The 26,013-nt window shown below is 60.6% G+C and carries 27 protein-coding genes; 18 read left to right on the top strand and 9 right to left on the bottom strand.

Going from position 1 to position 26,013, the window contains the following annotated elements; translation table 11 throughout:
• Positions 1 to 2: 2 nt before the first annotated feature.
• The 3 genes from FHT85_RS06655 to FHT85_RS06645 form a co-directional block, all read right to left on the bottom strand.
• Entirely contained in the window at positions 3 to 707 is a 705-nt protein-coding gene (locus tag FHT85_RS06655; protein ID WP_112399561.1) for an ABC transporter permease, read from the bottom strand.
• 10 nt (positions 708 to 717) lie between these two features.
• The gene (locus tag FHT85_RS06650; protein ID WP_041678241.1) at positions 718 to 1,443 is read right to left on the bottom strand and encodes an ABC transporter permease; all 726 of its coding nucleotides are present in this window, start codon (positions 1,441 to 1,443) and stop codon (positions 718 to 720) included.
• 100 nt (positions 1,444 to 1,543) lie between these two features.
• Positions 1,544 to 2,383, bottom strand: coding sequence for a transporter substrate-binding domain-containing protein (locus FHT85_RS06645; RefSeq protein WP_112410385.1), 840 nt, complete (start codon positions 2,381 to 2,383; stop codon positions 1,544 to 1,546).
• Positions 2,384 to 2,576: 193 nt separating this feature from the next.
• Here FHT85_RS06645 and hutC point away from each other — a divergent pair, with 193 nt between their 5' ends.
• The gene (gene hutC / locus FHT85_RS06640) at positions 2,577 to 3,332 is read left to right on the top strand and encodes a histidine utilization repressor (protein WP_112399563.1); all 756 of its coding nucleotides are present in this window, start codon (positions 2,577 to 2,579) and stop codon (positions 3,330 to 3,332) included.
• Between the two features lie 167 nt (positions 3,333 to 3,499).
• Here the strand turns inward: hutC and FHT85_RS06635 are convergent, their stop codons facing one another.
• On the bottom strand, positions 3,500 to 3,937 hold the full coding sequence (locus tag FHT85_RS06635; protein WP_015343394.1) for an Lrp/AsnC family transcriptional regulator: 438 nt from the start codon (positions 3,935 to 3,937) through the stop codon (positions 3,500 to 3,502).
• A 141-nt stretch (positions 3,938 to 4,078) separates the two neighbouring features.
• On the opposite strand from FHT85_RS06635, the gene FHT85_RS06630 reads away from it, so the two are divergent.
• Positions 4,079 to 5,128: an ornithine cyclodeaminase gene (locus tag FHT85_RS06630; RefSeq protein ID WP_112399564.1), complete on the top strand. Its 1,050-nt coding sequence runs from the start codon at positions 4,079 to 4,081 to the stop codon at positions 5,126 to 5,128.
• Between the two features lie 532 nt (positions 5,129 to 5,660).
• Positions 5,661 to 7,457 carry a PAS domain-containing sensor histidine kinase gene (locus tag FHT85_RS06625; protein ID WP_112410384.1) on the top strand — a complete coding sequence of 599 codons (1,797 nt, stop codon included), beginning with the start codon at positions 5,661 to 5,663 and terminating at the stop codon, positions 7,455 to 7,457.
• Positions 7,458 to 7,486: 29 nt separating this feature from the next.
• Here FHT85_RS06625 and FHT85_RS06620 read toward each other — a convergent pair whose 3' ends face one another.
• Complete coding sequence (locus FHT85_RS06620; RefSeq protein ID WP_015343397.1) at positions 7,487 to 7,951, bottom strand: Lrp/AsnC family transcriptional regulator; 465 nt, start codon at positions 7,949 to 7,951, stop codon at positions 7,487 to 7,489.
• A gap of 125 nt (positions 7,952 to 8,076) precedes the next feature.
• On the opposite strand from FHT85_RS06620, the gene alr reads away from it, so the two are divergent.
• Positions 8,077 to 9,210 carry an alanine racemase gene (gene alr, locus FHT85_RS06615; protein WP_112410383.1) on the top strand — a complete coding sequence of 378 codons (1,134 nt, stop codon included), beginning with the start codon at positions 8,077 to 8,079 and terminating at the stop codon, positions 9,208 to 9,210.
• A gap of 31 nt (positions 9,211 to 9,241) precedes the next feature.
• Complete coding sequence (locus tag FHT85_RS06610; protein ID WP_112410382.1) at positions 9,242 to 10,492, top strand: D-amino acid dehydrogenase; 1,251 nt, start codon at positions 9,242 to 9,244, stop codon at positions 10,490 to 10,492.
• A gap of 61 nt (positions 10,493 to 10,553) precedes the next feature.
• On the opposite strand, the gene FHT85_RS06605 is transcribed toward FHT85_RS06610, so the two are convergent.
• Positions 10,554 to 11,750, bottom strand: a complete 1,197-nt coding sequence (locus FHT85_RS06605) for an MFS transporter (protein WP_112399568.1) — start codon at positions 11,748 to 11,750, stop codon at positions 10,554 to 10,556.
• A 119-nt stretch (positions 11,751 to 11,869) separates the two neighbouring features.
• On the opposite strand from FHT85_RS06605, the gene FHT85_RS06600 reads away from it, so the two are divergent.
• From FHT85_RS06600 to FHT85_RS06575, 6 genes are all read left to right on the top strand, one after another.
• A complete protein-coding gene (locus tag FHT85_RS06600; protein ID WP_112410381.1) occupies positions 11,870 to 12,706 on the top strand; it encodes an AraC family transcriptional regulator in 837 nt (278 codons plus the stop codon).
• A 162-nt stretch (positions 12,707 to 12,868) separates the two neighbouring features.
• Entirely contained in the window at positions 12,869 to 13,645 is a 777-nt protein-coding gene (cobF, locus tag FHT85_RS06595; RefSeq protein WP_112399570.1) for a precorrin-6A synthase (deacetylating), read from the top strand.
• Between the two features lie 57 nt (positions 13,646 to 13,702).
• On the top strand, positions 13,703 to 15,130 hold the full coding sequence (cobG, locus tag FHT85_RS06590; RefSeq protein WP_112410380.1) for a precorrin-3B synthase: 1,428 nt from the start codon (positions 13,703 to 13,705) through the stop codon (positions 15,128 to 15,130).
• 2 nt (positions 15,131 to 15,132) lie between these two features.
• Positions 15,133 to 15,765, top strand: a complete 633-nt coding sequence (locus FHT85_RS06585; RefSeq protein WP_112399572.1) for a precorrin-8X methylmutase — start codon at positions 15,133 to 15,135, stop codon at positions 15,763 to 15,765.
• Positions 15,762 to 16,499 carry a precorrin-2 C(20)-methyltransferase gene (locus FHT85_RS06580; protein ID WP_112399573.1) on the top strand — a complete coding sequence of 246 codons (738 nt, stop codon included), beginning with the start codon at positions 15,762 to 15,764 and terminating at the stop codon, positions 16,497 to 16,499. Before FHT85_RS06585 ends, FHT85_RS06580 begins: the two co-directional genes overlap by 4 nt.
• The gene (locus FHT85_RS06575) at positions 16,496 to 17,260 is read left to right on the top strand and encodes a precorrin-3B C(17)-methyltransferase (RefSeq protein ID WP_112399574.1); all 765 of its coding nucleotides are present in this window, start codon (positions 16,496 to 16,498) and stop codon (positions 17,258 to 17,260) included. Before FHT85_RS06580 ends, FHT85_RS06575 begins: the two co-directional genes overlap by 4 nt.
• Here FHT85_RS06575 and FHT85_RS06570 read toward each other — a convergent pair.
• Entirely contained in the window at positions 17,224 to 17,994 is a 771-nt protein-coding gene (locus FHT85_RS06570; RefSeq protein ID WP_112410379.1) for a cobalt-precorrin-6A reductase, read from the bottom strand. The genes FHT85_RS06575 and FHT85_RS06570 overlap by 37 nt on opposite strands.
• On the opposite strand from FHT85_RS06570, the gene cbiE reads away from it, so the two are divergent.
• The 3 genes from cbiE to nikR all read left to right on the top strand — a co-directional run bounded on the left by cbiE (position 17,993) and on the right by nikR (position 20,512).
• Positions 17,993 to 19,219, top strand: a complete 1,227-nt coding sequence (cbiE, locus tag FHT85_RS06565; RefSeq protein WP_112410378.1) for a precorrin-6y C5,15-methyltransferase (decarboxylating) subunit CbiE — start codon at positions 17,993 to 17,995, stop codon at positions 19,217 to 19,219. The two genes, FHT85_RS06570 and cbiE, sit on opposite strands and share 2 nt — an antisense overlap.
• Positions 19,220 to 19,238: 19 nt before the next feature.
• A complete protein-coding gene (gene cobM, locus FHT85_RS06560) occupies positions 19,239 to 19,997 on the top strand; it encodes a precorrin-4 C(11)-methyltransferase (protein ID WP_112410377.1) in 759 nt (252 codons plus the stop codon).
• A 77-nt stretch (positions 19,998 to 20,074) separates the two neighbouring features.
• Positions 20,075 to 20,512, top strand: coding sequence for a nickel-responsive transcriptional regulator NikR (gene nikR, locus FHT85_RS06555; protein ID WP_112335808.1), 438 nt, complete (start codon positions 20,075 to 20,077; stop codon positions 20,510 to 20,512).
• Positions 20,513 to 20,545: 33 nt separating this feature from the next.
• On the opposite strand, the gene FHT85_RS06550 is transcribed toward nikR, so the two are convergent.
• Complete coding sequence (locus tag FHT85_RS06550) at positions 20,546 to 21,358, bottom strand: TIM barrel protein (protein ID WP_112410376.1); 813 nt, start codon at positions 21,356 to 21,358, stop codon at positions 20,546 to 20,548.
• 160 nt (positions 21,359 to 21,518) lie between these two features.
• Entirely contained in the window at positions 21,519 to 22,547 is a 1,029-nt protein-coding gene (locus tag FHT85_RS06545) for a LacI family DNA-binding transcriptional regulator (RefSeq protein WP_112410375.1), read from the bottom strand.
• A gap of 150 nt (positions 22,548 to 22,697) precedes the next feature.
• On the opposite strand from FHT85_RS06545, the gene FHT85_RS06540 reads away from it, so the two are divergent.
• From FHT85_RS06540 to FHT85_RS06525, 4 genes are all read left to right on the top strand, one after another.
• On the top strand, positions 22,698 to 23,786 hold the full coding sequence (locus FHT85_RS06540; protein WP_112335811.1) for a fatty acid desaturase family protein: 1,089 nt from the start codon (positions 22,698 to 22,700) through the stop codon (positions 23,784 to 23,786).
• A 25-nt stretch (positions 23,787 to 23,811) separates the two neighbouring features.
• Complete coding sequence (locus FHT85_RS06535; RefSeq protein ID WP_075855758.1) at positions 23,812 to 24,123, top strand: MocE family 2Fe-2S type ferredoxin; 312 nt, start codon at positions 23,812 to 23,814, stop codon at positions 24,121 to 24,123.
• A 10-nt stretch (positions 24,124 to 24,133) separates the two neighbouring features.
• Positions 24,134 to 25,360: an NAD(P)/FAD-dependent oxidoreductase gene (locus FHT85_RS06530; RefSeq protein ID WP_112335812.1), complete on the top strand. Its 1,227-nt coding sequence runs from the start codon at positions 24,134 to 24,136 to the stop codon at positions 25,358 to 25,360.
• A gap of 71 nt (positions 25,361 to 25,431) precedes the next feature.
• Positions 25,432 to 25,992: an NADPH-dependent FMN reductase gene (locus tag FHT85_RS06525; protein ID WP_112335813.1), complete on the top strand. Its 561-nt coding sequence runs from the start codon at positions 25,432 to 25,434 to the stop codon at positions 25,990 to 25,992.
• Positions 25,993 to 26,013: the final 21 nt, after the last annotated feature.

Genomic DNA, 26,013 nt, shown 5'->3' with positions numbered 1-26,013 from the left:
CTTTAGGCCTTCAGCGCCGGCGGTATCGCGCGGCGATGGCGGGATAGAGAATATTCCAGCAGGGCCATGGCCTGCAGAATGATGAAATTCAGCACGAGGTAGATGATCGCGGCACAGATGAAGACTTCCATCGTGCGATAGGTCTGCGAAATCAGCCGCTGGGCAACGCCCGTGACCTCCCAGACCGTGACGAGGCTTGCGAGCGCCGTCGACTTCATCATCAGCACGATCTCGGTCGAATAGGCCGGCAGCGCATGCCTAAAGGCGATCGGCGCTATGATACGGCGCACGAGCAGCAAGCCGGACATGCCGATCGAACGCGCGGCTTCGATCTCCTTCGGCGAAACGGCGCGGATGCCGCCGCGAAAGATCTCGGCCGAATAGCCGGCAGTGCAAAGCGCCAGCGACAGGATCGCGCAAACGACGGGCTCGCGCAGGAACGGCCAGAGGAACGAATAGCGGATGATGGAGAATTGCGCCAAGCCATAGAAGACCAGGAACATCTGGATCAACAGCGGCGAGCCGCGAAACACGAAAATGTAGCCCTTGGCGAACCCGGAGAGGATCGGATTGCCGCTGACGCGCATGGCAACGATGACGAGAGCGAGAAGGCCGCCACAGAGGATCGACAGGGAGAAGAGCAGCAGCGTCATCGGCACCGCCTTCAGCAGCGTGACCATCGTGCTCGAAAGAAAAACGAAATCCATGCCGTCCTCCTCAAGCCTGGCCAATCGTCGCAGCCGGCATGCTGCGATTGGCGTGACGTTCGGCCTTGTTGAAGATGCGGTCCGACAGACTGGTCAGGACCAGATAGAGAATGCCGCCGGCGATGAAGAAGAGGAAATATTGACGGGTAGAGCCGGCTGCAACCTGGCTGGTGCGCATCAGCTCCGCAAGGCCGGTCACCGAAATCAAAGCGGAATCCTTGAGGCTGAGCTGCCAGACATTGCCGAGCCCGGGAATGGCAAAGCGGAAGACTTGCGGAATGATGATGCGGCGCAGGCGCAGGCCGCGATGCATGCCTATGGCAGACGCGGCCTCAAGCTCGCCCTTGGAAATGGCAAGATAGGCGCCGCGGAACACCTCGGCCTGATAGGCGCCGGAAATGATGCCGACGGCAAGAGCACCCGCGGCAAAGGACGGCAGACCGAGAAAGCCTTCATAGCCCAGCCATTTGCCGATCGACGTTACCGCCGACGAGCCGCCGAAATAGATCAGATAGATGATCAGAAGCTCAGGAACGCCGCGAAAGACTGTCGTGTAGATATTGCCGAGCGTCTTCAGCACCAGGCTTCCGGAGAGTTTCGCGAAGGCTATGACCGCGCCCAGAACGGCGCCGATGGCCAAGGCGGTTGCCGTGACGGCAAGCGTCATCAAGGCGGCAACAAGCAGCAGCGCGCCCCATCCGTTCGAGCCGAAGCCCAGCAATTGCAAGCTTGCCATAGATCCAATCCCCGTCCGTGGCAGTTTCAGGCGTCAGGATATCATATGGTCTCCGGCCGCAAAGCCGGAGACCGATGAAAACGACCCAAGGCCGCGCTCATCAATTCGGGCTGACGTCGACCTTGAACCACTTCATCGACAGGGTCTTGATGGTACCGTCGGCAAGCGCGGACTTGATCGCCTCATTGAACTTGTCGCGCAGATCAGTATCGGCTTGGCGGATGCCGAGGCCTTCGCCCTCACCCCAGATGGAGCCGGCGATTTCCGGGCCGGTGAAGGCGAGCGAATCATTGGCGCTGGCGAAGGCGTTCGCGAAGTAGACGGCGTCATCGAAGCCGAGATCGATACGGCCGTTCTGCAGATCGAGATCGCGGTCCGCCCCGGTCTTGTATTCGCGGATCGTGGCGATCGAACCGAAATTGTCATAGACGAACTTGGCATAGACGGTTGCAGCCTGGATGCCGATCGTCTTGCCCTTGAAGGCTTCCTTCAACACGTCGATTTCTTTGACGCCGGTCTGGCCGGGGGTCATCTTGATCGTGGTGCCGGTGCCGGCGGCATTGGCAAGCGGGCTGTCCTTGGCGGTCGCAAAAGCAGCGGGCGTCGCGGCGTAAGGAATGGTGAAGCCGATGACCTGCTTGCGCTCGTCGGTGATCGACAGAGCATCCATGATGACGTCGAACTTGCCGGCGTTCAGCGCCGGGATCATGCCGTCCCAGTCGGAAGCAACGAGCTTGCAATCGATCTTGGCTCGTTCGCACAGAACCTTGGCAAGCTCCGGCTCGAACCCGCCGAGCGTGCCGTCGGCGTTCGTCATGTTCCACGGCGCGTAGGCACCTTCCAGGGTGATCGTTGCCGTCTTCCAGTCCTTGGCGAATGCAGGCGCGGCGAAAGCGGCGGCAGCTACGACGCCTGACAAGAGAAATGCACTGAATTTCATTGTGTTGAGCTCCTCTGAGGTTGAAACAGGCTTTGCAGCACTTCCTACCGATCTTCGCCGGCTTGCCCGCTTTCCCAATTAATTTTTAGGATTGATTGCGAGGTTGTATAGGGTACCATATGAGATAATTTATGATATGCAAGTAGGAAAGTTGTTTTCGAGGCAGATTCACGCGGTGCAAAGGGAATAGGCAATGAAGCGTTCCGGCGAGATGAAACGCGAACTGGCGGAAAATGATACCGCACCTCTCTATGCCGGCGTCAAGCAGATGATACTCGATCGCATTCATAGCGGTGAGTGGCCGCCGAAATATCGCGTTCCCTCCGAAAACGAATTGGTGGTCGAGCTTGGCGTCAGCAAGATGACGGCCAATCGTGCGCTGCGAGAACTAGCCAATGAAGGCGAGCTCGTCCGCATCCAGGGCGTCGGCTCCTTCGTCGCCGAGCGCAAGGGAGCCTCCGCCCTCTTCGAGGTCCGCAACATCGCCGAGGAGATCGCCGAACGCGGTCATTCCCATCAAGCAAGCGTAATCGTACTAGCCCAGGAGGCTGCCTCGCCCGACGTAGCCGATGCGCTGGAACTCGACATCGGATCGCCGGCTTTTCATTCGCTGATCGTGCATAGCGAGAACGGCGTGCCGGTACAGATCGAGGACCGGCATGTCCATCCGGACGCCGCGCCCGATTACCTGCAGCAGGATTTTACCGACATGACACCGAATGCCTACCTTTCGGCCGTTGCCCCACTCAGCGGCTCGGAACATGTCGTCGAAGCCGTCATGCCGCAAGCCTGGGAGTGCAAGCTGCTGACGATCCTGAAGACCGAACCCTGCCTGACGATCTGGAGGCGCACATGGTCGGCGCGCGGCATCGTGTCCACGGCGCGGCTGGTTTATCCGGGACATCGCTATCGGCTGGAGAGCCAAAGCGGCAAACCATCCGAGCGTTAGTTGTATATGGAACATAGACATTCGCGGGCTCTGAAATAGCGCTGAAGGGTGTACGAGGTTCGCTAAGTCTCGATGGAGCCGGGCAAGTTACGATGCCTGGAATAAGCACTCCACAAATGAGCCCACCTAGACCGTTCCCCGCGATCAGTGGCTTTGAACGCGAGCTATCATAGACTGCTCAGCAATAGGCTAGTCTCGCTGTTTGCGACGCCGTCGATCATCCGCACTTCGCGCAAGACCCGGTCGAAGTCCGACAGGCTTGTCGCGCGGATATTGGCGACGAGATCCCAATTGCCGTTCGTTGTATGCAGCGAATAGATTTCGGGAAGCCCTCGCAGCTTGCGGATGACCTGTGTCGTCGATTTCCCCACGACTTCGATCATCATGACGGCATGCACGGTCTGCTCCTCATAGTCTTCCCGGACCCTTACGGTGAAGCCGAGCAGCGTGCCGGTTTCTATCAGTCGATCCAGCCTGTTCTGCACCGTGCCGCGCGCGACGCCCAGAACATCAGACAGTTTGGAGAGCGAAGCCCGCCCGTCGGCACGCAGATGAGCGATGATACGCCGGTCGAGATCATCGGGAATATACTTGGCAAGCGTCATCGCAGATCCTGATCTTGTATAATCTGTCAAAAATCTTGGGCAATTTGTATAAACTCATACCAGAACTGACACAGTTTTGCGATTTCAGTCAATCGATCCGCTTGATACCCTAGGGAAATGATTTTTATCGAGGATACGAGAATGTCCGCACCGCTCCCATCGGAAAGAGCTTTCATTCCCTTCGTCAGCGTCGAGAACATGATGCGGCTCGTCCATCACATCGGCATCGAAACCGTGCTCATCGAACTCACGGACGCTATCGAAGCGGATTTCCGCCGCTGGGACCTCTTCGACAAGACGCCCCGCGTCGCTTCCCATTCGCATGACGGCGTCATCGAGTTGATGCCCACCTCGGATGGCGCCGTCTACAGCTTCAAATATGTCAACGGCCATCCGAAGAACATGGCGCAGGGACTGCAGACGGTGACCGCCTTCGGCCTGCTTGCAGAAGTCTCGACCGGATATCCGGTGCTTCTGACGGAAATGACGCTGCTGACGGCGCTGCGCACGGCGGCCACCTCGGCGATGGCGGCCAAACATCTGGCGCCGGCCAATTCGCGCCGCCTCACCCTGATCGGCAATGGCGCACAGGCGGAATTCCAGGCGCTGGCGATGAAGGCGGTCCTCGGCATCGAGGAAGTCCGCCTCTACGACATTGATCCGAGAGCAACCGAAAAGACCGTCCGCAATCTCGCCAGAACAGGCCTGCGTCTGGTGCCCTGCACCTCGGCTCAGGCTGCCATCGAAGCCGCCGATATCATCACGACGTGCACGGCCGACAAGCAATTCGCGACCATTCTGACAGACAATATGGTCGGCGCCGGCGTCCACATCAACGCCATTGGTGGCGATTGCCCGGGCAAGACGGAGCTCCACCGCGACATCCTGCTGCGCTCCGACACCTTCGTCGAATATCCGCCGCAGACACGCATCGAAGGCGAAATCCAGCAGATGGGCGCGGACTATCCGGTCACCGAACTCTGGCAGGTCGTCAGCGGCCGGGCACCGGGCCGTAGCAGCGACGGGCAGATCACGCTCTTCGACAGCGTCGGCTTCGCGATCGAGGATTTTTCCGCTCTGCGCTATGTCCGCGAAAAGCTGGCCGGCACGGACTATTTCCAGAAGCTCGATATCATCGCCGATCCAGACGATCCGCGCGACCTCTTCGGCATGCTGCTACGGGCGGCCTGAGGCAACTCAAAGAAAGAGCGCGAAAATGATCTGATCTCCCGCACTGAAAGGGAAGCTCATCCCGGGACATCAGATCAATACAATCCGCTCCCGCCATTGACTGCGCTTAGAGGTGGCGGAACAGCTGGCAAGCGACTTCGCCTTGGAGCGGCTGGCTGGCCGTAACCGTGTGTGCTCTGATAACCCCCACATATCCCCAGCAAGCCGTGCGTCCTGGCTCGCGAAAAAATGTGCCGAAACGCGTGCGCTCCCGAATTTCTGGTAGCCAACTCGAAGCGAGTGTCAATTGACGCCCCGCCAAGACGAGAGCTTATGGCGCTCCCTTTAAATACCCCAGATATTCGTAGCGGACATTCACTTATCTCACTTAAAATACATCGAAATTAGCAGTTTTCTCCCTGCACTTTTTGAGGGAGAATATGCTATGAATTAGCAAGCATCGGGTAGACCCGGCAATTCTTGGGAACTGCAGTCGCTAACGAGAGGATGCATTCTGAACATCGTGCCCGAACTGGCTAGACAAACGAACGAAATGGCTGACCTTATCTCCGGCTTCGATTGGGCAGCCACTGGTCTTGGGCCTAGGTCGGAATGGCCCGCATGCCTTAAAGCTGCCGTCGATATCATGCTCCCCGCCCAAGCTCAGATCGTTATGTTCTGGGGCGACGACTTTATTGCACTTTACAACGACGCCTATGCAACGACGATAGGCGACAAGCATCCTCGCGCACTCGGCCGGCCTGCGCGAGAAAATTGGGCCGAGCTCTGGAGCGACCTCGAACCGCTTCTTCGCTCCGTCCTTCACGATGGCGTGGCAGTCGTCGCCAAGGACCGGCCCTTCTACATCGAGCGCTACGGATATCCCGAAACGGTTTATTTCGACATTTCGTATTCGCCCGTCCGTGATGCGGACGGCCGGGCGCTCGGTGTCTTCTGCATCGTCAACGAAACGACGGAACGGGTTCGCACGGAGCAGGCGCTGCGTGAAAGTGAAGAGCTGTTTCGCGCCGTTATCTCGCAATCGACGACAGGGTTTGCCCAGTGCGAACTTGATGGCCGTTTCGTCCGGGTGAATGAGCGTTTCTGCGAAATTGTGGGCTACTCCGAGAACGAGCTTCTCGGCATGCGGACCTATGACATCACCTATGCAGACGATTTGCACGAGACTATCCGCCTGTTCGAAACGATGATGGCGACGGGAGAAAGCTTCGAGATTGAAAAGCGCTATGTTCGCAAGGATGGTAGCCTCGTCTGGGTTGCAAACTCCATTTCCGGCTTGAAAGACAGTTCGGGACGCATCCAGCGGGCCGCCGCGATCGTCACCGATATCAGTGAACGCAAGCGTGCACAGGAAGTGGAGCGGCAGCTGGCGGCTATTGTCGCCTCATCGGACGATGCCATCCTCAGCATCGATCTCAATATGATCATCACGAGCTGGAATAGCGGTGCGGAAAGGCTTTATGGACAATCGGCGGAAGAGGCCATCGGTCAGTCCGTGATGATGCTCGTTCCGGAGGACCGCAGTGACGAAGAGCCGGCGATTCTGGCGCGGATCCGTTCGGGCCAAAAGGTAGAGCCTTACGAAACCAAACGACGCAACAAGAACGGCGAGCTTGTCGATGTGCTCCTCAGCGTTTCGCCGATCTATGACGTCTATGGCAGGATCGTGGGGGCTTCGAAGACTGCTCATGACATCAGCGCTAAGAAGGAGGCCGAGCGCCTGCAGACGGTGCTGGTGGGCGAACTCAATCATCGTGTCAAGAATGTGCTCGCAACCGTCATGGCCATTGCACGCCAGACATTGGGAAGAGATGACGTCGACAAGACATCCGTCGAGACCTTCGAGGCAAGGCTCTCCTCAATGGCGCGTGCTCACGATTTGCTGATCCATGGCAAATGGGAGCAGGCCGAATTGACTGAAATCATAGCCCAGGCATTGTCGCCCTATCCGAAGGACCGGTTCGAAATCTCCGGCCCTGCCATCAAGCTTGCGCCGCGGGCTGTTGTTTCCATCTCGCTCGCCCTGCATGAACTTGCGACGAATGCGGCCAAGTATGGCGCGCTTTCGGTGCCTGATGGACGCATTGCCATTACTTGGTCGCTGGAAAGCGGCGGGGCCGAACGCCTCAAGTTGCGGTGGCAGGAAGCGGGAGGACCAACCGTAACACCTCCGACCCGGAGGGGTTTCGGCTCCCGCTTGATAGAAAGTCTGCTGGCGGCAGAATTGAACGGCAAGGTCCAAATCAGCTACGAACCGAGCGGCTTGATCTGCGAAGTGGATGCTGCAGCCGGCATCGGCTGGGATCAGGATCGCGGAACGGCGGAATAAGGTTCTTCCTGCGCCGAGCCGACATCGGCTCAACGCAGCCCCTTCGGCCGCGTCGCAAGCACGTTGCGGATCGAGAAGCTCGAATGGATTCGCAGCACTCCCGGCATGGTCGACAGGATATCCTTATGGATACGTTCGAAGTCGCCGGGATTGGCGACTTCGACACGCAGCAGATAGTCGGAGCCGCCCGTCATCAAAAAGCATTCCTTGATCTCGGGATGTTTGCGCACCGCCGCCTCGAAACGATCGAGATGCTCCTCCGTTTGCCGCTCGAGCGTGATGTTGATGATGACGGCGATCGATGCCTCCGCCTGCGACGTGTCCACCAGCGCAGTGTAGCCTCGGATCACGCCCGCCTGTTCCATCAATTTGATGCGCCGCAGGCAGGCCGATGGCGATAGTCCCACTTCGCTTGCCAGCTTCGCATTGCTGACACGAGCATCAAGTCGAAGCAGCCGGAGAATATTGCGGTCGATGGCGTCGAGAGCGGCCATGTGGATTCTTTCAAAAAATCGCAGGTCATTTCAATATCTGTGCAATTACACAATAATCAATCACTGTTTGGCGGACAATTTCACGATCCTTTCAATAATCTGCTTTGAAAGAAGCGAGGGCGGACATGGACGGCGGCATTGTGGATTCTCGGACGCCAAAATTGGCGATGAATAGTGGAGCATGTGGTTATCTGACGATCGATCTGGCCGCGCTGTGCCGGAACTACGACAAACTATCCGCCATCGTCGCGCCAGCAAAAACAGCTGCCGTCGTCAAGGCCGATTCCTATGGACTCGGTGCCAATCAAGTCTCGAAAGTGCTCTACGGGCGCGGGTGCCGGCATTTCTTCGTCGCCCATTTCATCGAGGCACTGCGGCTGCGCCCGCAACTCCCTAGCGATGCGACGATTTTTGTACTGAACGGCCTGTTGCCCGGTAACGAGGCTACCTGCGCCGATGGCGGCATAGTGCCTGTCATCAATTCGCTCGATCAGTTGCAGCAATGGTCGCAGACGGCACGCTCTCTTCAGCGCAGGCTCCCGGCGGTTCTGCAATTCGATACCGGCATGTCGCGGCTTGGCATACCGCCGGAAGACAGAAGCGCCGTCGCAACTCACCTGCAGGCGCCCGACGACATCGACATTCTCTTCATCATGAGTCACCTCGCCTCTGCGGACGAGGCGAGCAGCGGACAGAACGCCGATCAGCTTGCCGAAATGCGTCGCGTCGCAACGGAGTTTCCGCAGTACGATGTTTCGTTCGCAAACTCAGGCGGCATCTTTCTTGGCGGAGATTTCCATGGCGTACTGGCGCGCCCGGGGATTGCCCTTTATGGCGGCGCTCCGACCGGTGGCGTTGCCAACCCCATGGAAGCCGTCGTTCGGCTCGATGTCGCAGTCGTACAGACGCGAACCGTTCCGGAGGGCGCGCGGGTCGGCTATGGCGGCGTGCATGTGACGAAAGGCCGGACCCGGCTCGCGACGATCGCCGCCGGCTATGCCGATGGCCTGCCGCGCAGCCTCAGCGATCGCGGCGCGGTCTATTACAACGGCGTTCGCCTGCCGATCGTCGGCCGCGTCTCGATGGACAGCACGACAATCGATATCAGCGCCTTGCCCGAGGGTGCACTCTCTTTCGGCAGCATGGTGGAAGTTCTTGGAGATCATCAGACCGTGGATGATCTTGCGCGCGATGCCGGCTTGATTTCCTATGAAATCCTGACCAGTCTCGGCCATCGCTTCCACCGTCAATATCGCTGACCTCCCCATCTCTCAAGTCTCTGAGGACATCATGAAAGTCGTCGTTCTGGGTGCCGGCATCATCGGCGTGACGTCAGCCTATCAGCTAGCCAAGGCGGGCCACGAAGTCACGGTCATCGACCGCCAGCAGGGGCCAGCGTTGGAAACTAGCTTCGCCAATGCTGGGGAAGTCTCTTTCGGCTACTGCTCGCCCTGGGCGGCACCCGGCATCCCCATGAAGGCGATCAAGTGGCTGTTCATGCACCACGCGCCACTCATCCTGCGCCCGAAGGTCGATGGCGCCATGCTTTCATGGCTCGTCAAGATGCTGTCGAACTGCACCTCGGAACGCTATGCGGTCAACAAGAGCCGCATGCTGCGCCTGGCCGATTACAGCCGCATTTCGCTCGCTCAGCTTCGCGAAGAAACGGGCATTGCCTATGACGAACGCATGCAGGGCACGCTGCAGCTCTTCCGCACGCAAGCGCAGCTCGATGCATCCGCCAAGGACGTCAAGGCCCTGGCAGCCGATGGCATCCCCTATAAAGTGCTCGATCCCGACGGCTGCGTCAGCGTTGAACCGGCGCTCCGGCATGTCCGCGGCAAGATCGTCGGTGGCCTGCTGACGCCGAAGGACGAAACCGGCGACTGCTTCAAATTCACCAATGCGCTTGCGGCGAAGGCAATCGAGCTCGGCGTAAAGTTCCAGTACGGCACGACGATCAAGGGCCTCGACGTTCAGGGGGAGCAGGCGCGCGCCGTCATGACCGACCGTGGGCGCTTGAACGCCGATGCGATCGTTGTCGCGCTCGGCAGCTATTCGCCGCTTTTGCTGAAGCCGCTCGGCATCAGCCTCTCCGTCTATCCCGTCAAGGGCTATTCGCTGACGATCCCGATCACCGATGCGTCGCGCGCGCCGGAATCGACCGTCATGGACGAAACCTACAAGATCGCCATTACCCGCCTCGGCGATCGCATCCGCGTCGGCGGCATGGCAGAGATATCCGGCTATACCAACGATCTCGGCCTTGCCCGGCGCCAGACTCTCGAGCATTCCGTCACCGACCTCTTCCCCGGGGGCGATGTTGCCAAGGCTTCCTTCTGGTCGGGCCTGCGGCCGATGACGCCGGATGGCACGCCGGTCATCGGACCGACGAAAATCAAGGGACTATTTCTCAATACCGGCCACGGCACGCTCGGATGGACCATGAGTTCCGGCTCGGCGCGAGTCATCAGCGATCTCGTCAGCGGCCGCAAGCCTGATATCGACGCGACGGACCTCGCCGTCAGCCGCTACGCCTGACAAAGAGGTCTCAACGCGAGCGCTTAAGAATGGTGGCGGGCCAATTGCCCGCCGATCTCGATCAATGCCGTGGGATTCGCGGCAGGAAGATCGTGAACAGGCCGAGCAAGGGCAGATACGAGCAGAGCGTGTAGACGAAGGGAATGCCATGCGTGTCGGCAAAATCTCCGAGAGCCGCAGCCCCCAATCCACCCGCGCCGAAGGCGAAGCCGAAGAAGATGCCGCCGATCAGCCCGACGCGGCCGGGGATCAGCTCCTGAGCAAAGACCACGATCGCCGGGAAGGCAGAGGCCAGGACGAGGCCGATGACGACAGTCAGGACGCAGGTCCAGAACAGGTTCGCATAGGGCATCAAAAGCGCAAACGGGATGACGCCGAGAATCGAGAACCAGATCACGAAACGCGCGCCGAAGCGATCGCCCACCGGACCGCCCATGATCGTGCCGACGGCAACGGAGCCGAGGAAGAGGAACAGCATCAGCTGCGCGTCGCGGACATCGAGATGGAACTTGTCGATGACGTAGAAGGTGAAATAGCTGGATATGCTGGCCATGTAGACATTCTTCGTCGCCGTCAACAGGATCAGAATGGCAAGCGCCCACATCGCCTTGCTGCGTGCGATCGGCAAGGCGCGGCTCGGTGCTGGACGGGCGGACTGCTGGCGGCGATGATTGATGAACCAATTGCCGACCCAGCTCAGAACGATGAACCCGATCACCGCGAGCACCGAAAGCCAGGCGACGCTCTTCTGGCCGTGTTGCAGGACGAAGAAAGCGGCGATCAGCGGCCCGATCGCCGAACCGGCGTTGCCGCCGAGCTGGAACAGCGATTGCGCCAGGCCATGGCGCCCGCCCGACGCCAGCCGGGCGACGCGCGATGCCTCCGGATGGAAGACGGCCGAACCGAAGCCGATCAGGCTTGCAGCGATCAGGAGCACGCCGAAACTGCCGGCATAGCCAAGCAGCAGCAGTCCTGCAAAGGTGCTGACCATGCCGACCGGCAGCGAATAGGGCATCGGCCATTTGTCAGTGACGATACCGACCACCGGCTGCAGCAGCGATGCGGTGATCTGGAACATCATCGTCAGCAGGCCGATCTGCACGAAATCAAGCGCGTAATTCTCTCTGAACATCGGGTAGAGCGATGTCAAAAGCGACTGCATCGTATCGTTCAGCATATGACACGTGCTGACGGCCATGACGACCGACATCGTCGTCTTCTGATATCGGGCCTGCGTGCCCAAGACTTCCGCAACCATCGGGGTAATCCTTCCTGTGCCGGCAGATTTGCCAGGCATATGACTTGATCCGCCTTTAGCACGGCTTGCGTGTGTCCTTCTTTCGTGTTCTGGTCCAATAGTTTCTCGATTGGGCCAAAATGGAAAAGCTTTCGAAACAGTTGCTGGCAACCCTCGCCGACGATCATGTGCAGAACATGCGCTGGATGGAGGATTCGCTCGCGGATATCCTTGTCCATAGTGCCGAGCCGCCGCAGGGCTATACCGTTCCGTGGCACCGCCACCGCCGCACGCAGCTGCTGTGCATCTTCGCCGGCGTCGCCCTGATCATGACAGCGCGCGGCCGCTGGATGGTGCCGCCCGGCCATGCCCTTTTCATCCCCGTTGGGCTGGAACATTCGATCGAAATCCTGAGCGATGTCAGTATGAAATCCGTCTACGTGACGCCGCGCAGCCAGCCGCCGAAGGATGAGGCCCCGCGCGTCGTCGAAGTGACGGACCTCGCCCGCAGCCTGCTATTGGAGGCCATTCGGCTGCGGGAAGCGCCCCTCAGTCATCGAAAGGCAAGGCTGGTCCTGTCGCTTCTCGTCGAAGAGATCGCGACGCTGCCGGAACGGCCCCTCGGTCTCCCCTTCCCGTCCGACCGTCGGATGGCCGCGCTCTGCCGCGACTATCTGTCCACTCCATCGCCCAACGCCAGATTGGACGATTGGGCGGAGAAGCTTTCTGTGAGCCGCCGGACGTTCACACGGCAGTTCCGCAAGGAAACCGGCATCAGCTTCACCACATGGAGACAACAAGCGAGCGTTTTCGCCTGCCTGCCGCAGCTTGCCGAGGGCCAACCCGTTACCAATGTCGCACTCGAAGCAGGCTACGAAAGCGTGGCGGCATTCACCACCATGTTCCGCCGCATGCTCGGCACCTCGCCGCGCAGCTATATCGCCAACCGCTGGACCTTTGAGCGGCAATCGGCTTGAAGCTCCTCTTGAAATGACCGGACGCTTCCGGCAAACAGCGCCAGAGCGGCTCAGCCTTTCACGGAATCTCTGAGCCGCTCTATCTCTTTGTTTCCTTGCAATTCCGGACGGAAAACCGCTGCGCACTTTTCCTGGAATTGCACCAAGAGCGAGGGCAGGCATATGCGGCATATTTACATCGTCGGTATCGGCACGGGAAATCCGGAGCATCTGACCGTGCAGGCGATCAACGCACTGAACGCAGCCGATGTCATCCTCATTCCCAGCAAGGGCGCGGCCAAGACGGAACTCGCCGATGTCAGGCGCGACATCTGCCAGCGCTATGTCACCAATCCGGCCACGCGTTTCGTTGGTTATGACGTGCCCTCGCGCCAGATGGCGGACCGCAGCTATGTGCAGAGCGTCGACGAATGGCATGACGCAATTTCCGCGACTTATGAGCGGTTGTTTCTGGAACATCTGACGGAAAGAGAGAGTGCTGCCTTTCTCGTCTGGGGCGATCCGGGCCTTTACGACAGCACATTGCGCATTCTCGAGCGTGTCGTCGCTCGCGGTAAGATCGCTCTCGACTACAGCGTTGTTCCCGGCATCACCAGCATCCAGGCGCTGACGGCAAGCCATCGCATCCCACTTAACCTCGTCGGCAAGCCGGTGCAGATCACCACCGGTCGGCGGCTGGCCGAGAGCTTTCCGGGCACTGCCGAAACGGCCGTCGTCATGCTCGACGGCGAGCAGGCCTTCAGCAAGATCGATGATCCCGATGCCTATATCTATTGGGGCGCCTATCTCGGCACTCGGGATGAGATCACGATTGCCGGCAGGCTGGCTGACGTTTCCGAGCGCATTCTCGCGACCCGCGCCGAAGCCCGCGCCAGGCACGGATGGATCATGGATATCTACCTCATGCGCAAGGGGCAGGATTTCGACGATCTCGAATAAGCGCCGAATACCAAATCGTTTGCCCGCCGATCCGGTTTGTGCAAGGAAATGTCCCTTATGAAGGGCAGTTTTATGGTTGCGGCCGACACGCAGACAATGGAGGACCAGGCGTGCATCCCTCAGGGGGGAGCCGCCGAGGATGACATTGCGTCGCCCCTGCCCTCCATGGTTCGCGGTGCCTGCCCCTCCTTGAACGCGCCGATGCAGACGGGTGACGGGCTGCTCGTGCGCCTGCGGCCATTGACGCCAGGCCTCACGGTTGCGCAACTTCGCGCCTTGGCCGAGGCTACAGAAAAGCATGGCAACGGTCTGATCGAGATCACTGCGCGGGGCAATTTTCAGCTGCGCGGTATGACGCCGCAAAGCATGCCGGGACTGGCCGCCGATATCGACCGCGCCGGCATCGTCCCGGACAGCGGCGTTGCGATCGAAGTCCCGCCACTCAGCGATGTCGATCCGTCGGAGATCGCCGATGCGCGTGGGCTCGCTCAACGGCTACGAAACGCCATCGATTCCCTACATCCCAAGCCAGCGCTCGCCGCCAAGCTCGCCATCATCGTCGACGGCGGCGGCCGGGTGATCCTCGATGAAATTTCGGCGGATATTCGTTTGAAGGCCATCAATACCGCTGATGGCAGGCAACTGTGGTGGCTTGCGATTGCCGGAACACAGGCGACGGCCACGCCGCTTGCCAACTTGACCGACGAACAAGCGATTCCTGGCGTCATCACTCTCGTCAAAGCATTGACCGCAATCGGTCCTCGCGCTCGCGGCCGCGATCTGGACATTGCCTCTTTGCAAGCGCAACTTCCGGCCGCTCCCCGTTTCTCACCCGTCAAAAGCGCGACCCCGGCCTCTCCTGTCGGCCTCATCCCGCTCGGCAAGCAGCATTCGGCCTTCGGCCTGCGACCGGCCTTCGGTCGGATCCACGCCCGAGATCTCATCCGCTTTCTCGAAGTAGCCGAGGTCGCGGGGGTGCATGAAATTCGGACGGGGCCGGAACACAGCCTGCTGATGCTCGGGCCTCCTCGCGATCGCATTGAAGACATTCTCGCCGCCGCAGTTGATTGCGGCTTCCAGACGCGCGCTGACGATCCGGCCAATTATGCAATCCCATGCTCCGGCGCCGGCGCATGTGCCTCTGCGCATTATTCAACGAGGCAGGCGGCCGCAGATCTCATCAACTTAGGCCCCGACCTGCTTGACGGCTCGCTCCAAGTGCACCTATCCGGCTGCGCCAAAGGCTGCGCCCATCCGTCTCCGGCAATGCTGACCATCGTCGGTGCTGCAACGGGCTATGCTATTGTCGTAAATGGGTCATCATCATCAGAGCCCGTGGCTTACATCCACAAGGAAGACCTGAAATCGGCGCTGACTGCGCTCGGGAAACTGGTACGGAACAACAAGGCTGCTGGCGAATCGGCACAGCAGTGTCTTAAACGGCTCGGCCGGGACGCAATAGCGACGGCTTTACGACAGGGATAGAAATGCCTGACTATGACTATATCCGCGAGGGGGATGCGATCTATGAACGCTCCTTCGCGATCATCCGCAGCGAAGCCGATCTCCAGCGTTTTCCCGAAGCCGAGGCCGATGTCGCAGTCCGCATGATCCATGCCTGCGGATTGGTGGAAGCAGCAGAGCATTTTCTCTTCTCCCCCGATTTCGTCGCATCCGCCCGCAAGGCGCTCTCTGCCGGCGCACCGATTTTCTGCGACGCGGAGATGGTCGCCCGCGGTGTCACCCGCGCACGCCTGCCGGCCGCCAACGATGTCATCTGCACCTTGCAGGATCCTCGCACGACTGAGATCGCAAAGTCGATCGGCAATACACGCTCGGCTGCCGCTATGCATCTTTGGACCGACCGACTTGCCGGCTCCGTCGTTGCCGTCGGCAATGCACCGACCGCCCTCTTCCACCTTCTGGAAATGCTGCGTGACGGCGCTCCGAAGCCTGCCGCCATTATCGGCATGCCCGTCGGCTTTGTCGGCGCGGCAGAATCGAAGGATGCGCTTGCCGAGAACTCCTACGGCGTTCCTTTTGCCATCGTGCGCGGCCGGCTTGGCGGCAGTGCGATGACGGCAGCCGCGATCAACGCTCTCGCGAGGCCTGGCCTATGAGCGCGCCGTCCAATGGAAGCCTGATCGGCGTCGGCACCGGCCCCGGCGATCCCGAACTGCTGACGGTCAAGGCCGTCAAGGCTCTTGAGCGCGCCGATGTCGTCGCCTATTTCGCCAAGCAGGGCAGAGGCGGCAACGGCAAGGCCATCGTCAGCGAGTTTCTGAGAACAGGCGTAAAGCTGCTGCCGCTCTACTATCCGGTCACGACCGAGATCGACAAGGACGCGCCGGAATATCTCACTCAGATCACCGCTTTCTACGACGCTTCGGCCGAGATGGTGGCGGCGCATCTGCGGGAAGGCAAGACGGTTGCCGTGCTCAGCGAAGGCGATCCGCTGTTTTACGGTTCCTACATGCACCTGCATGTGCGCCTTGCCGATCGCTTCCCCACAGAGGTCATTCCGGGTGTGACGGCCATGTCCGGCTGCTGGTCGCTCGCGGGATTACCGATGGTGCAGGGAGACGACGTTCTCTCCGTGCTGCCGGGAACGATGGCAGAGGCTGAGCTTACCCGCCGCCTGGGCGATACGCAGGCCGCCGTCATCATGAAAGTCGGCCGCAACCTGCCAAAAATCCGCCGCGCGCTCGATGCCGCGGGCCGGCTGGGGGAAGCGATTTACGTCGAGCGCGGCACGATGGCCAACGGCGCCATGACGCCGCTTGCCAGCCGCGACGATGCCGAGGCGCCCTATTTCTCCCTTGTGCTGGTTCCTGGTTGGGAAAGCAGGCCATGAGCGGGCGTCTTTATGTGATTGGGACCGGCCCCGGCAATCCTGAGCAGACGACGCCGGAGGCGCTGGCTGCGGTCGCGGACGCTCATGAATTTTACGGTTACGGTCCTTATCTCGACCGCCTGACGCTGCGCGACGACCAGATCCGTCAGGCATCGGACAATCGCGAGGAATTGGATCGCGCCAAGGTGGCGCTGCAGCGGGCCTCAGCCGGCATCAATGTCTGCGTCGTCTCCGGCGGCGATCCCGGTGTTTTTGCCATGGCGGCCGCCGTTTGCGAGGCGATCGATCACGGCCCGGTTGAATGGCGGACGGTAGACCTTATCGTCGTGCCGGGTATCACGGCCATGCTTGCCGTTGCGGCCCGCATCGGCGCGCCGCTCGGACATGATTTCTGTGCGATCTCGCTTTCGGACAATCTGAAGCCCTGGCCGCTGATCGAGAGTCGTCTCCGCGCCGTCGCCGAAGCGGGCTTCGTGATCGCGCTCTACAATCCGATCAGCAAGGCTCGCCCCTGGCAACTCGGCAAGGCCTTCGAAATCCTGCGCGCCATACTGCCCGGTGAAACACCTGTCGTCTTCGGCCGGGCCGCCGGTCGTCCAGACGAGCGGATGACGATCGCTGGGCTCGCGAATGCCGAGACCTCGCAGGCAGATATGGCGACCTGCGTTATCATCGGCTCGGCCGAAACGCGCATCATCGCCCGCGAAGGCCGTCCAGATTTGGTCTATACGCCGCGTTTCATCAGGGAAGAGGCGAAATGATCGATCCTACCGAGCGCAGCGTCTACCGTTTCGACCACCGGCAGACCGGCGGCCTCAGCGCGCTCGACCATGATCACCTTGATGTCAAGCTGCCTTGCGGCCTCGATCTTCCCATAGGTCGCGTCACCGCCGCTGTTTTTGGCGACGACGACCTCGATCTGATGCTGTCGCAGCATGTCGAGTTCGTCGGCCAACCGGAACGGACCGCGACCATGGATGTAATTGACATACGGAACCGCCAGCGGCGGTTCGACGGGATCGACGCTGCGGACCCAATAATGGTGCTGCGGCGCGGCGTTCGCCTGATGCGCCTCCTGCCGGCCGGTCGCGAGGAAAACGCGCAGGGGCGCATCGCCGAGGGCGGCGATAGCCTGCGAGACGCTGTGCACGGAAAGCCAATCATCGCCTTCGACCGGCACCCACGCCGGACGGCGCAGCGCGAAAGCGGACACATGGCATTCAGCAGCCGCGGCTGCGGCATTGGCCGAGATGCGGGCTGCGAAGGGATGCGTGGCATCGATCAACAGGTCGATCTCTTCGTCACTGACATAGCGGGCAAGCCCCTCTGCGCCGCCGAAACCGCCGCTGCGCACCGGAACGGGCTGCGGGGCGGGATCGGCGGTTCGGCCGGCAAGCGACAGGACGACCTCGATATCGGCTCGCGAGGCAAGAGCTGCCGCCAGCGCTCGGGCCTCCGTCGTGCCGCCGAGGATCAGAATACGGGCCTTGCCCATGGCTGAGACACCTTCAATTCAACGCTGGCTCACTCTTATCGGCATCGGCGAAGACGGTCCAGCCGGTCTCGGCGACGAAGCCAAGCGGCTGATCGCCTCATCGCCGGTCGTCTTCGGCGGGACGCGCCATATCGAGTTGATGAGCTCGCTGATATCAGGCGAAACGCAAGCATGGCTTTCGCCATTCGAAAAATCCGTCGAGGCGGTGCTTGCCAGGCGCGGCAAGCCGACGGTGGTTCTCGCGTCAGGTGATCCCTTTTTCTACGGCGTCGGCGCGACACTTTCGCGGAGCATTCCGGCCGCTGAAATGATTGTTATCCCGGCGCCCTCCTCCTTCAGCCTCGCCGCATCGCGCCTCGGCTGGCCCCTGCAGGAGACGACGGTTCTGTCGCTGCACGGACGGCCGATCGATCTCATCCGTCCGCATCTGCATGCTGGCCGCAAAATCCTGGTGCTGACGTCCGACGGCAAAGGTCCTGCCGAATTGGCGGCCCTGCTGCAAAGCTCCGGCTTCGGCCCATCTGAGCTTACGGTTCTGGAAGCGCTGGGCGGCCCGCATGAAAAGACCTCTCGCCAGAGTGCGGCCGATTTTTCCCTATCCGGCATCAACGATCTGAACATCTGCGCAGTCGAGGTCAAGGCGGAAGCCGACGCGCGTATTTTACCGCTGAGCGCGGGTCTTCCCGACGAGCTTTTCGAACATGACGGCCAGATCACCAAGCGGGAGATTCGCGCGATGACGCTATCGGCGCTCGCCCCGCGCCATGGCGAACTGCTCTGGGATATCGGCGCCGGCTCCGGTTCGATCGGCATCGAATGGATGCTGGCCGATCCCTCGCTGCGCGCCATTGCCATCGAAGCGTCGCCCGAGCGTACGGCGCGTATCCGCCGTAATGCCGGCAATTTCGGCGTACCTGGCCTAGTGATTGTCGAAGGCGAGGCGCCGGCTGCTCTTTCTGACCTCGCTGCGCCCGATGCAATCTTCATTGGCGGCGGCGGCAGCGACGTCGGCGTGCTGGAAGCTGCAATCGGCCAACTGAAAAGCGGTGGTAGGCTGGTCGCCAATGCCGTCACGACGGAAATGGAAGCGCTTCTGCTGGCCGAGCACACGCGCCGGGGCGGCTCGCTGATCCGCATCGACATTGCGCGCGCCGCACCTGTCGGACGCATGACCGGCTGGCGGCCGGCCATGCCGGTAACGCAATGGTCGTGGACCAAGCCATAATGATGAATGAGGTAGAGCGATGACAGTGCATTTCATTGGCGCAGGCCCAGGAGCCGCCGACCTGATCACGGTGCGCGGCCGGGACCTGATCGGCAAATGCCCGGTCTGCCTCTATGCCGGCTCGATCGTTTCGCCGGAACTGCTGCAATATTGCCCGCCCGGCGCCCGCATCATCGACACGGCGCCGATGTCGCTCGACGAGATCGAGGCGGAATATCTGAAAGCAGCCGAAGCAGGCGAGGATGTTGCGCGTCTGCATTCCGGCGACCTCTCGGTCTGGAGCGCGGTCGCCGAACAGATCCGCAGGCTAGAACAGCATGGCATCGACTATACGCTGACCCCCGGCGTCCCGGCCTTTGCGGCTGCAGCTTCCGCGCTCGGCCGCGAGCTGACCATCCCGGCTATCGCTCAAAGTCTCGTCCTGACTCGTGTTTCAGGCCGTGCCTCGCCCATGCCGAACAACGAGACGCTAGAAAAATTTGGCGCGACCGGCGCCACGCTCGCGATCCATCTGGCAATCCACGCGCTCAAAGAGCTCGTCGAGGATCTGGCGCCGCTATACGGCGCGGACTGCCCGGTTGCGATCGTCGTCAAGGCATCCTGGCCCGACGAGCGGATCATTCGGGGCACGCTTGCGACGATCGAAGCGAAAGTGGCCGCCGATCCAATAGAACGCACGGCCCTGATCTTCGTCGGTCCGTCACTTGGCGCCAGCGATTTCCGCGAAAGCTCGCTCTACGACCCAACCTATCAGCGCCGTTTTCGCGGCCGGCAATAGCGCGGCACCGTTGCAAATCCGCTCGAAATTTCCTCTAGTCGATCGCGGCAAGCCACGGGGCAAAAGAGGATCGGGATATGCAGCGAATTACCATTACCATCGACGACGATCTTCTGGAGACGATTGACCAGATCAGCGCACAGCGCGGTTATGCCAGCCGTTCGGAAACCTTGCGCGATCTCGTTCGCGACGCTGTTACGCGCGCGCAGCCGACCGTGGATGGCGAAGCCAGATGCTACGCCGCCCTCGCCTATGTCTATGAACATGAAACCCGCGATTTGTCGCGCCGCCTGACGACAGCGCAGCACGATCACCATGATCTTTCGATCTCGACACTTCATGTTCACATCGATGGGCACGATTGCCTCGAAGTCTCCGTGCTGAAGGGCAAGACGGATGACATCAGGGCATTTGCCGACAGCGTGGTGACGCAGCGCGGCGTGCGCTTCGGAAACCTGCACATCATCCCATCGGACGACGGCGCGAAGCACTCCGACACGCATTCCCACGATTGAGCGGGCAGGCAGGCTCCCCCGCGGACTACTCGGTCAGAGCCGATCGGTGATATAAGCCATGCTTTCCTTGAGAGCCACAACCGGTTCCTTCAGGGCATGCACCGCCGGGGCAAAAGGTTCGAAAGACACCGGGCCGGCATAGCCAGCAGAGAGCAGCGCTCGGAGCTGACCGACATTATCGAGACGATCCCTCGCATCGACAAGAACACGATGCGGATCGCGCATGTCCCCAACGGAAACATCGGGATCGCTGACGCCGGAAATATGCACGAGACCCGTCAGTTCGGGGAAGGTTGCCGCCTCACCAGCGAGATGGTGATGGAATGTATCGTGCACGAGAAGGAAGGTGGATCTCGCACCGAGTTCCTCGATTGCGGCGGCCGCCTCGCTCTTTAGGCGCAGCGAGCAGATCTCGAAACCGAGCGGCTCTACCAGGCCGATGATGCCGGCCGCTTCCAGCATCGGCTTCAGGGCTGACAGCGCCTTGCGGAGATTGGCATGCCGCGCCTCCGGCTCGCGGCCGCTGCCGTCGTTGACCGGAACGAGGACGAGCGCCCTGGCGCCGCAATCGCGCGCGTAATCGATCAGCGCCGTCGCTTCCCGGGCACGCTCGTCGTTCCACTCATTGAAATGCTGCAGAGCGTTGATCGAAATGATCGTCAGCCCATGCCGCGCCGCTAGCTCCTTGACGGCCGCTGCCGGCGTACCATCCAGGATCGCGTTCCCGGCAAGGTCATTGCGGATCTCGACGCTATCGATGCCGAGCTCTTTTGCGGCGGCAAAGAACGATTCGAGCCTCAATGACGGCGCACACATATGATTGAGCGCGAAACGAATGGAACTCATGATGGGCACTCCTCCTCAAGGCGTCGGGCAGCAAGAGACATTCCAGATCCGCTGCGCCTGCTTTGCGAAGAACTAGCGACATTCCTGTCCTTCTTCCATCGGCATCGGCCATCATTCCTGATAGAATTCTTGAGATAATGATAGAATTACATCACCCTTGTCAGATGTTTTCCGAGACGAAAATTTCAAAGGGCAGGAAGCTTTGGCCGGGAACGGCAGCCTCATCGCTCTCGACGGACTTGATCATCAGATTTATCAGTTCCTTGCAAAGCGCCGGCAGCGGCGTGCCGATCGCCATGGCTACGACATCGTCGGCAAGCGCTGCCCTCGATTCCGGCGTCAACTCGTTGACGACGGCGATCAGCTTGCCGGATAAACGCTCCTCGCGTATGGCGGAAATCGCGCCCTCCATGCCGCCGCCGCAGACGTAGAAACCGATGAGATCGGGATGCTTCTGCAGGAGATCGAGCGTCGCCTCATGGGTAATCTCGGGCGTGTCGAGATTGATGAGCGTATCCAGCACCTCGAATTCCGGCGCATTTTCGCGGAAATAGGAGCGAAAGCCGATTTCGCGCAGCTCATGGCCGAGGAAGCGGTGGCTGCCGACAAAACAGGCGACCTTTCCCGGACGCCGTGCGGAGCGTGCGATGATCCAGGCAGCCGTGCGTCCGACCTTGCGGTTATCGACACCGATATAGCCCTGGCGTGCGGTGGTGGAAAAATCGGACAGGAGGGAAAAGACCGGAATGCCTTTTTCCTTCAACTCCTCGATTGCGGCGGTGACCGCCGGATAATCCGGTGCGACGAGCGCGACGGCCTGACTGCGTGATGCCACCGTCTTCAGCTTCTCGACGATCGCCGTCGGGGTCGAGGCTGCGACGAAATCGATCTGCGCGTTGATGCGCGCTGTCGTGACTGCCTGCGCTGCCGCCGCAATCTCCCTGGCAAATGCCTGGTAGAAAGCCTGAACCGGCTTCTGCAGGACGAAGCCCAATCGATATTGTGGCAAGTCCTCGAAGACACGCTGACGCAGAAGGCCCACGGCATGATAGCCGATTTCCTGCGCCGCCTCATAGACGCGGCGTGCCGTTTCTTCCCGTACGCGATGGCGCCCATTCAGCACGCGATCGATCGTCGCGACGCTGACGCCGGACGCCTTGGCAAGGTCCGCTATGGTGGGGCGACGCATGGCTACTCCTGAGATATGTCATCATTCATGACGTCAGAGTTTGACATGTTTTGATAGATTCCATCATTCATGCATTGAGGCAAGCGAAAAGTCGATCTATCGTTTTGGGCATCGAGGGCGGTGCGCTGTTGCACATCGCGGGAGGCAGGAATGACGACGATAATCAAGCGTGATTACGATCTGCTCGGCGCAAGCGGCAGGCTGGCGGTGGAAACGGGGCTGGCGGCAGCCGAATGGTATCATACAGATGTGCCGCGCAAGGACATGAAGGCGCTGATGCAGCGTTCGGATGCGCCGGCGATCCGCGACACCATTATCTGGCTTGGCAGCATGGTGGTCTTCGCAGCACTTGGTGTCTACTTCTGGGGCTCCTGGATCTGTGTCCCCTTCTTCCTGGCCTATGGTGTGCTCTACGGTTCGGCCTCCGACAGCCGCTGGCATGAATGCGGCCATGGCACGGCGTTCAAGACACGCTGGATGAACGACGCGGTCTATCAGATCGCGTGCTTCATGATCATGCGCAATCCGGTCACCTGGCGCTGGAGCCATGCACGCCACCACACCGATACCGTCATTGTCGGCCGCGATCCGGAGATCGCCGTCATGCGGCCGCCGGACCTCTTCCGCCTCGTCCTCAATTTTTTCGGCATCCTCGATGTCTGGCATGCGATCGCCGACATGCTGCGCAATGCGGCCGGCGTCGTCAGTGCGGCAGAAAAAACCTTCATTCCCGAGATGGAGCAGCCGAAGGCCATTCGCATCGCCCGCATCTGGCTGGCCATTTATATCGCCACCATTGCGAGCGCGATCGCCATGGGCTCGATCCTACCGCTGATGTTGGTCGGCCTTCCCCGGCTCTACGGCGCCTGGCATCATGTTCTGACCGGCCTGCTGCAGCATGGCGGCCTTGCCGACAATGTCGTCGACCACCGGCTGAACAGCCGCACCGTCATGATGAATCCGATCAGCCGCTTCATCTATTGGAACATGAACTACCATGTCGAACATCACATGTTCCCGATGGTGCCCTACCACGCCCTGCCGAAGCTGCATGCGATGATCAAGCATGATCTGCCGGCGCCGAATCCGTCCATCTGGTCCGGCTATCGCGAGATGATTCCGGCATTCCTGCGGCAATTGCGCAACGAGGATTATTTCTTGAAGCGCGAGCTGCCGCCGACGGCGCGGCCTTACCGCGAGGAATTTCACGGCGAGTTGCCGGCCGCCGCCGCTCAATAAATCGGACATAAAAAGGGAGGAAACGATGAGCAATTGGATCGAAGTTTGCGCCGCTGATGCGATCGATGAAGAAGATGTCATTCGCTTCGACCATGATGGGCGGACCTTCGCGGTCTATCGCAGCCCTGAGGATGATTATTTCGCGACTGACGGCCTGTGCACCCATGAGAAGATCCATCTCGCCGACGGGCTGGTCATGGACAACATCATCGAATGTCCGAAGCATAATGGCCGCTTCGACTACCGCACTGGCGAAGCCAAGGGCGCGCCGGTCTGCGTCAACTTGCAGACCTATCCGGTTAAGGTTGAAAACGGCACCGTCTTCATCGGGCTCTGAGGAGGCAAGCGTGGCTCATTTCGTCATTATCGGAGCCGGAGAATGTGGCGCCCGCGCCGCCTTCGCACTTCGCGAAAAGGGATTTGAGGGTGGGATCACCCTCATCGGCGCCGAGCCGCTGGCGCCTTACGAACGGCCGCCACTGTCAAAAGGCAGCGCGGATCAAACGCGAGAGCCGAAATTCATCGCCACATTGGAGCGCTATGGGGAGCAATCGATCGATCTGAAGCTCAAGACGACCGTGATCGCACTCGATCCCGCGACGAAGACCCTCAGGCTCTCGGATAGGCAGACTCTCGCGTATGACAAGCTTCTGCTTGCAACCGGAGCCGCGGCGCGAGGGTTTCCAGGCGTTGACAGCACATCGCAGCGCATCCGCGTGCTGCGCACCCACGCCGATGCGGTGGCTTTGCATGCAGCCCTTCATCCCGGACGGCACATTGCCATCATCGGTGGCGGTTTCATCGGCCTTGAGCTGGCGGCAACGGCGCGTATCCGCGGTGCCGACGTCACCGTCATCGAAGGCCTGCCGCGCGTCCTGAAGCGCGGCGTGCCCGAAGAGATCGCTGAAGCGATTACCGAACGCCATTGCCAGGAAGGCGTGGATATTCGTTGCGACCAGACCATCGAAGCCTTGCAGGAAGAAACCGATAAGGTGGTCGTTCGTCTGGCGAGCGGCGAAGTCATCTCCGCGGACCTGTTGCTCGTCGGCATCGGGGCGCTGCCGAATGTCGCGCTGGCCGCAAAAGCGGGACTCGCGATCGACAATGGTATTGCCGTCAACGAGCGGCTGGAGAGCTCCCATGCGGATATCTTTGCGGCAGGCGATTGCTGCTCGTTTCCGCTGTCACTTTATGGCGGAAGACGCGTTCGCCTCGAATCCTGGCGCAATGCGCAGGAGCAGGCCAATCTGGCCGCCGCCAACATGCTGGGCGAACGTGCGGAAATATCCGCCGTCCCATGGTTCTGGTCCGATCAATATGATTTTACGCTGCAGATCGCAGGGCTGGCGGATGAAGCGGTCACTCATGTGCGGCGCGACCTCGATGACGGGGCATTCATTCTCTTCCATCTCGGCGCGGACGGAAGAGTGCTTGCCGCCAGCGGCATCGGGCGCGGCAATGCCATCGCGCGCGACATCCGTCTTGCCGAAATGCTGATCGCCGCCCGTGCACATCCGGATCACGCCGCTCTGGCGGCAAGCTCCGTCAAGCTGAAGTCGCTGCTTGCCGCATAATATCGCCGTCAGGCCTTGACGCAGCAGGCCGAAGCATAAATGTCTTCCCCTCACGGCAAATGGAGGAAGCAATGAAAATACTCGGCATATCGGGCAGCCTGCGCAAAGGCTCCTTCAACACGGCTCTGCTCCATGCCGCCGTCGAACTGGCACCAAGCGGTGTCGAACTGATCGCGCGCACCATCCATGGCGTGCCGCTCTATGACGCCGATCTCGAAGCCGCAGACGGCATTCCGGAAAAGGTGCGGGAGCTTAAGGATCTGGCCATCTCGGCCGACGGGCTGATCCTGTTTACGCCGGAATACAACAATTCGCTTCCTGGCGTCTTCAAGAACGCCATCGACTGGATGAGTCGCCCCTCCACTGACATCGCGCAGGTCTTCGGCGGCAAACCGATCGCGGTTCTAGGCGCGTCGCCGGGCAATTTCGGCACCATTCTCAGCCAGAATGCCTGGCTGGCGGTCTTGCGTACGCTCGGTGCCGAAGCATGGTTTGGCGGCCGGTTGATGGTGTCGCGCGCCGGCAGCGTCTTCGATGCAGACGGGGCGATCGTCGACGAGAAGGTGAAGCACAATCTCTCGGCTTTCCTCGAAGGCTTCACCGCTTTCGTCGCAGATCGCAGGAAAGGCTGATTAACGGCTTTCCGGTTGAAC

The organism is Rhizobium sp. BK312 (genome assembly GCF_014193605.1).
Classification (GTDB): domain Bacteria; phylum Pseudomonadota; class Alphaproteobacteria; order Rhizobiales; family Rhizobiaceae; genus Rhizobium.
This window is presented reverse-complemented; position numbering and strand designations above follow the sequence as displayed.

Excerpts from the sequence above, each read along its gene's own strand:
- FHT85_RS06655 (WP_112399561.1), bottom strand. The coding sequence starts at position 707 with ATGGATTTCGTTTTTCTTTCGAGCACGATGGTCACGCTGCTGAAGGCG.
- FHT85_RS06650 (WP_041678241.1), bottom strand. The coding sequence starts at position 1,443 with ATGGCAAGCTTGCAATTGCTGGGCTTCGGCTCGAACGGATGGGGCGCG.
- FHT85_RS06645 (WP_112410385.1), bottom strand. The coding sequence starts at position 2,383 with ATGAAATTCAGTGCATTTCTCTTGTCAGGCGTCGTAGCTGCCGCCGCT.
- hutC (WP_112399563.1), top strand. The coding sequence starts at position 2,577 with ATGAAGCGTTCCGGCGAGATGAAACGCGAACTGGCGGAAAATGATACC.
- FHT85_RS06635 (WP_015343394.1), bottom strand. The coding sequence starts at position 3,937 with ATGACGCTTGCCAAGTATATTCCCGATGATCTCGACCGGCGTATCATC.
- FHT85_RS06630 (WP_112399564.1), top strand. The coding sequence starts at position 4,079 with ATGTCCGCACCGCTCCCATCGGAAAGAGCTTTCATTCCCTTCGTCAGC.
- FHT85_RS06625 (WP_112410384.1), top strand. The coding sequence starts at position 5,661 with ATGGCTGACCTTATCTCCGGCTTCGATTGGGCAGCCACTGGTCTTGGG.
- FHT85_RS06620 (WP_015343397.1), bottom strand. The coding sequence starts at position 7,951 with ATGGCCGCTCTCGACGCCATCGACCGCAATATTCTCCGGCTGCTTCGA.
- alr (WP_112410383.1), top strand. The coding sequence starts at position 8,077 with ATGGACGGCGGCATTGTGGATTCTCGGACGCCAAAATTGGCGATGAAT.
- FHT85_RS06610 (WP_112410382.1), top strand. The coding sequence starts at position 9,242 with ATGAAAGTCGTCGTTCTGGGTGCCGGCATCATCGGCGTGACGTCAGCC.
- FHT85_RS06605 (WP_112399568.1), bottom strand. The coding sequence starts at position 11,750 with ATGGTTGCGGAAGTCTTGGGCACGCAGGCCCGATATCAGAAGACGACG.
- FHT85_RS06600 (WP_112410381.1), top strand. The coding sequence starts at position 11,870 with ATGGAAAAGCTTTCGAAACAGTTGCTGGCAACCCTCGCCGACGATCAT.
- cobF (WP_112399570.1), top strand. The coding sequence starts at position 12,869 with ATGCGGCATATTTACATCGTCGGTATCGGCACGGGAAATCCGGAGCAT.
- cobG (WP_112410380.1), top strand. The coding sequence starts at position 13,703 with ATGAAGGGCAGTTTTATGGTTGCGGCCGACACGCAGACAATGGAGGAC.
- FHT85_RS06585 (WP_112399572.1), top strand. The coding sequence starts at position 15,133 with ATGCCTGACTATGACTATATCCGCGAGGGGGATGCGATCTATGAACGC.
- FHT85_RS06580 (WP_112399573.1), top strand. The coding sequence starts at position 15,762 with ATGAGCGCGCCGTCCAATGGAAGCCTGATCGGCGTCGGCACCGGCCCC.
- FHT85_RS06575 (WP_112399574.1), top strand. The coding sequence starts at position 16,496 with ATGAGCGGGCGTCTTTATGTGATTGGGACCGGCCCCGGCAATCCTGAG.
- cbiE (WP_112410378.1), top strand. The coding sequence starts at position 17,993 with ATGGCTGAGACACCTTCAATTCAACGCTGGCTCACTCTTATCGGCATC.
- FHT85_RS06570 (WP_112410379.1), bottom strand. The coding sequence starts at position 17,994 with ATGGGCAAGGCCCGTATTCTGATCCTCGGCGGCACGACGGAGGCCCGA.
- cobM (WP_112410377.1), top strand. The coding sequence starts at position 19,239 with ATGACAGTGCATTTCATTGGCGCAGGCCCAGGAGCCGCCGACCTGATC.
- nikR (WP_112335808.1), top strand. The coding sequence starts at position 20,075 with ATGCAGCGAATTACCATTACCATCGACGACGATCTTCTGGAGACGATT.
- FHT85_RS06550 (WP_112410376.1), bottom strand. The coding sequence starts at position 21,358 with ATGAGTTCCATTCGTTTCGCGCTCAATCATATGTGTGCGCCGTCATTG.
- FHT85_RS06545 (WP_112410375.1), bottom strand. The coding sequence starts at position 22,547 with ATGCGTCGCCCCACCATAGCGGACCTTGCCAAGGCGTCCGGCGTCAGC.
- FHT85_RS06540 (WP_112335811.1), top strand. The coding sequence starts at position 22,698 with ATGACGACGATAATCAAGCGTGATTACGATCTGCTCGGCGCAAGCGGC.
- FHT85_RS06535 (WP_075855758.1), top strand. The coding sequence starts at position 23,812 with ATGAGCAATTGGATCGAAGTTTGCGCCGCTGATGCGATCGATGAAGAA.
- FHT85_RS06525 (WP_112335813.1), top strand. The coding sequence starts at position 25,432 with ATGAAAATACTCGGCATATCGGGCAGCCTGCGCAAAGGCTCCTTCAAC.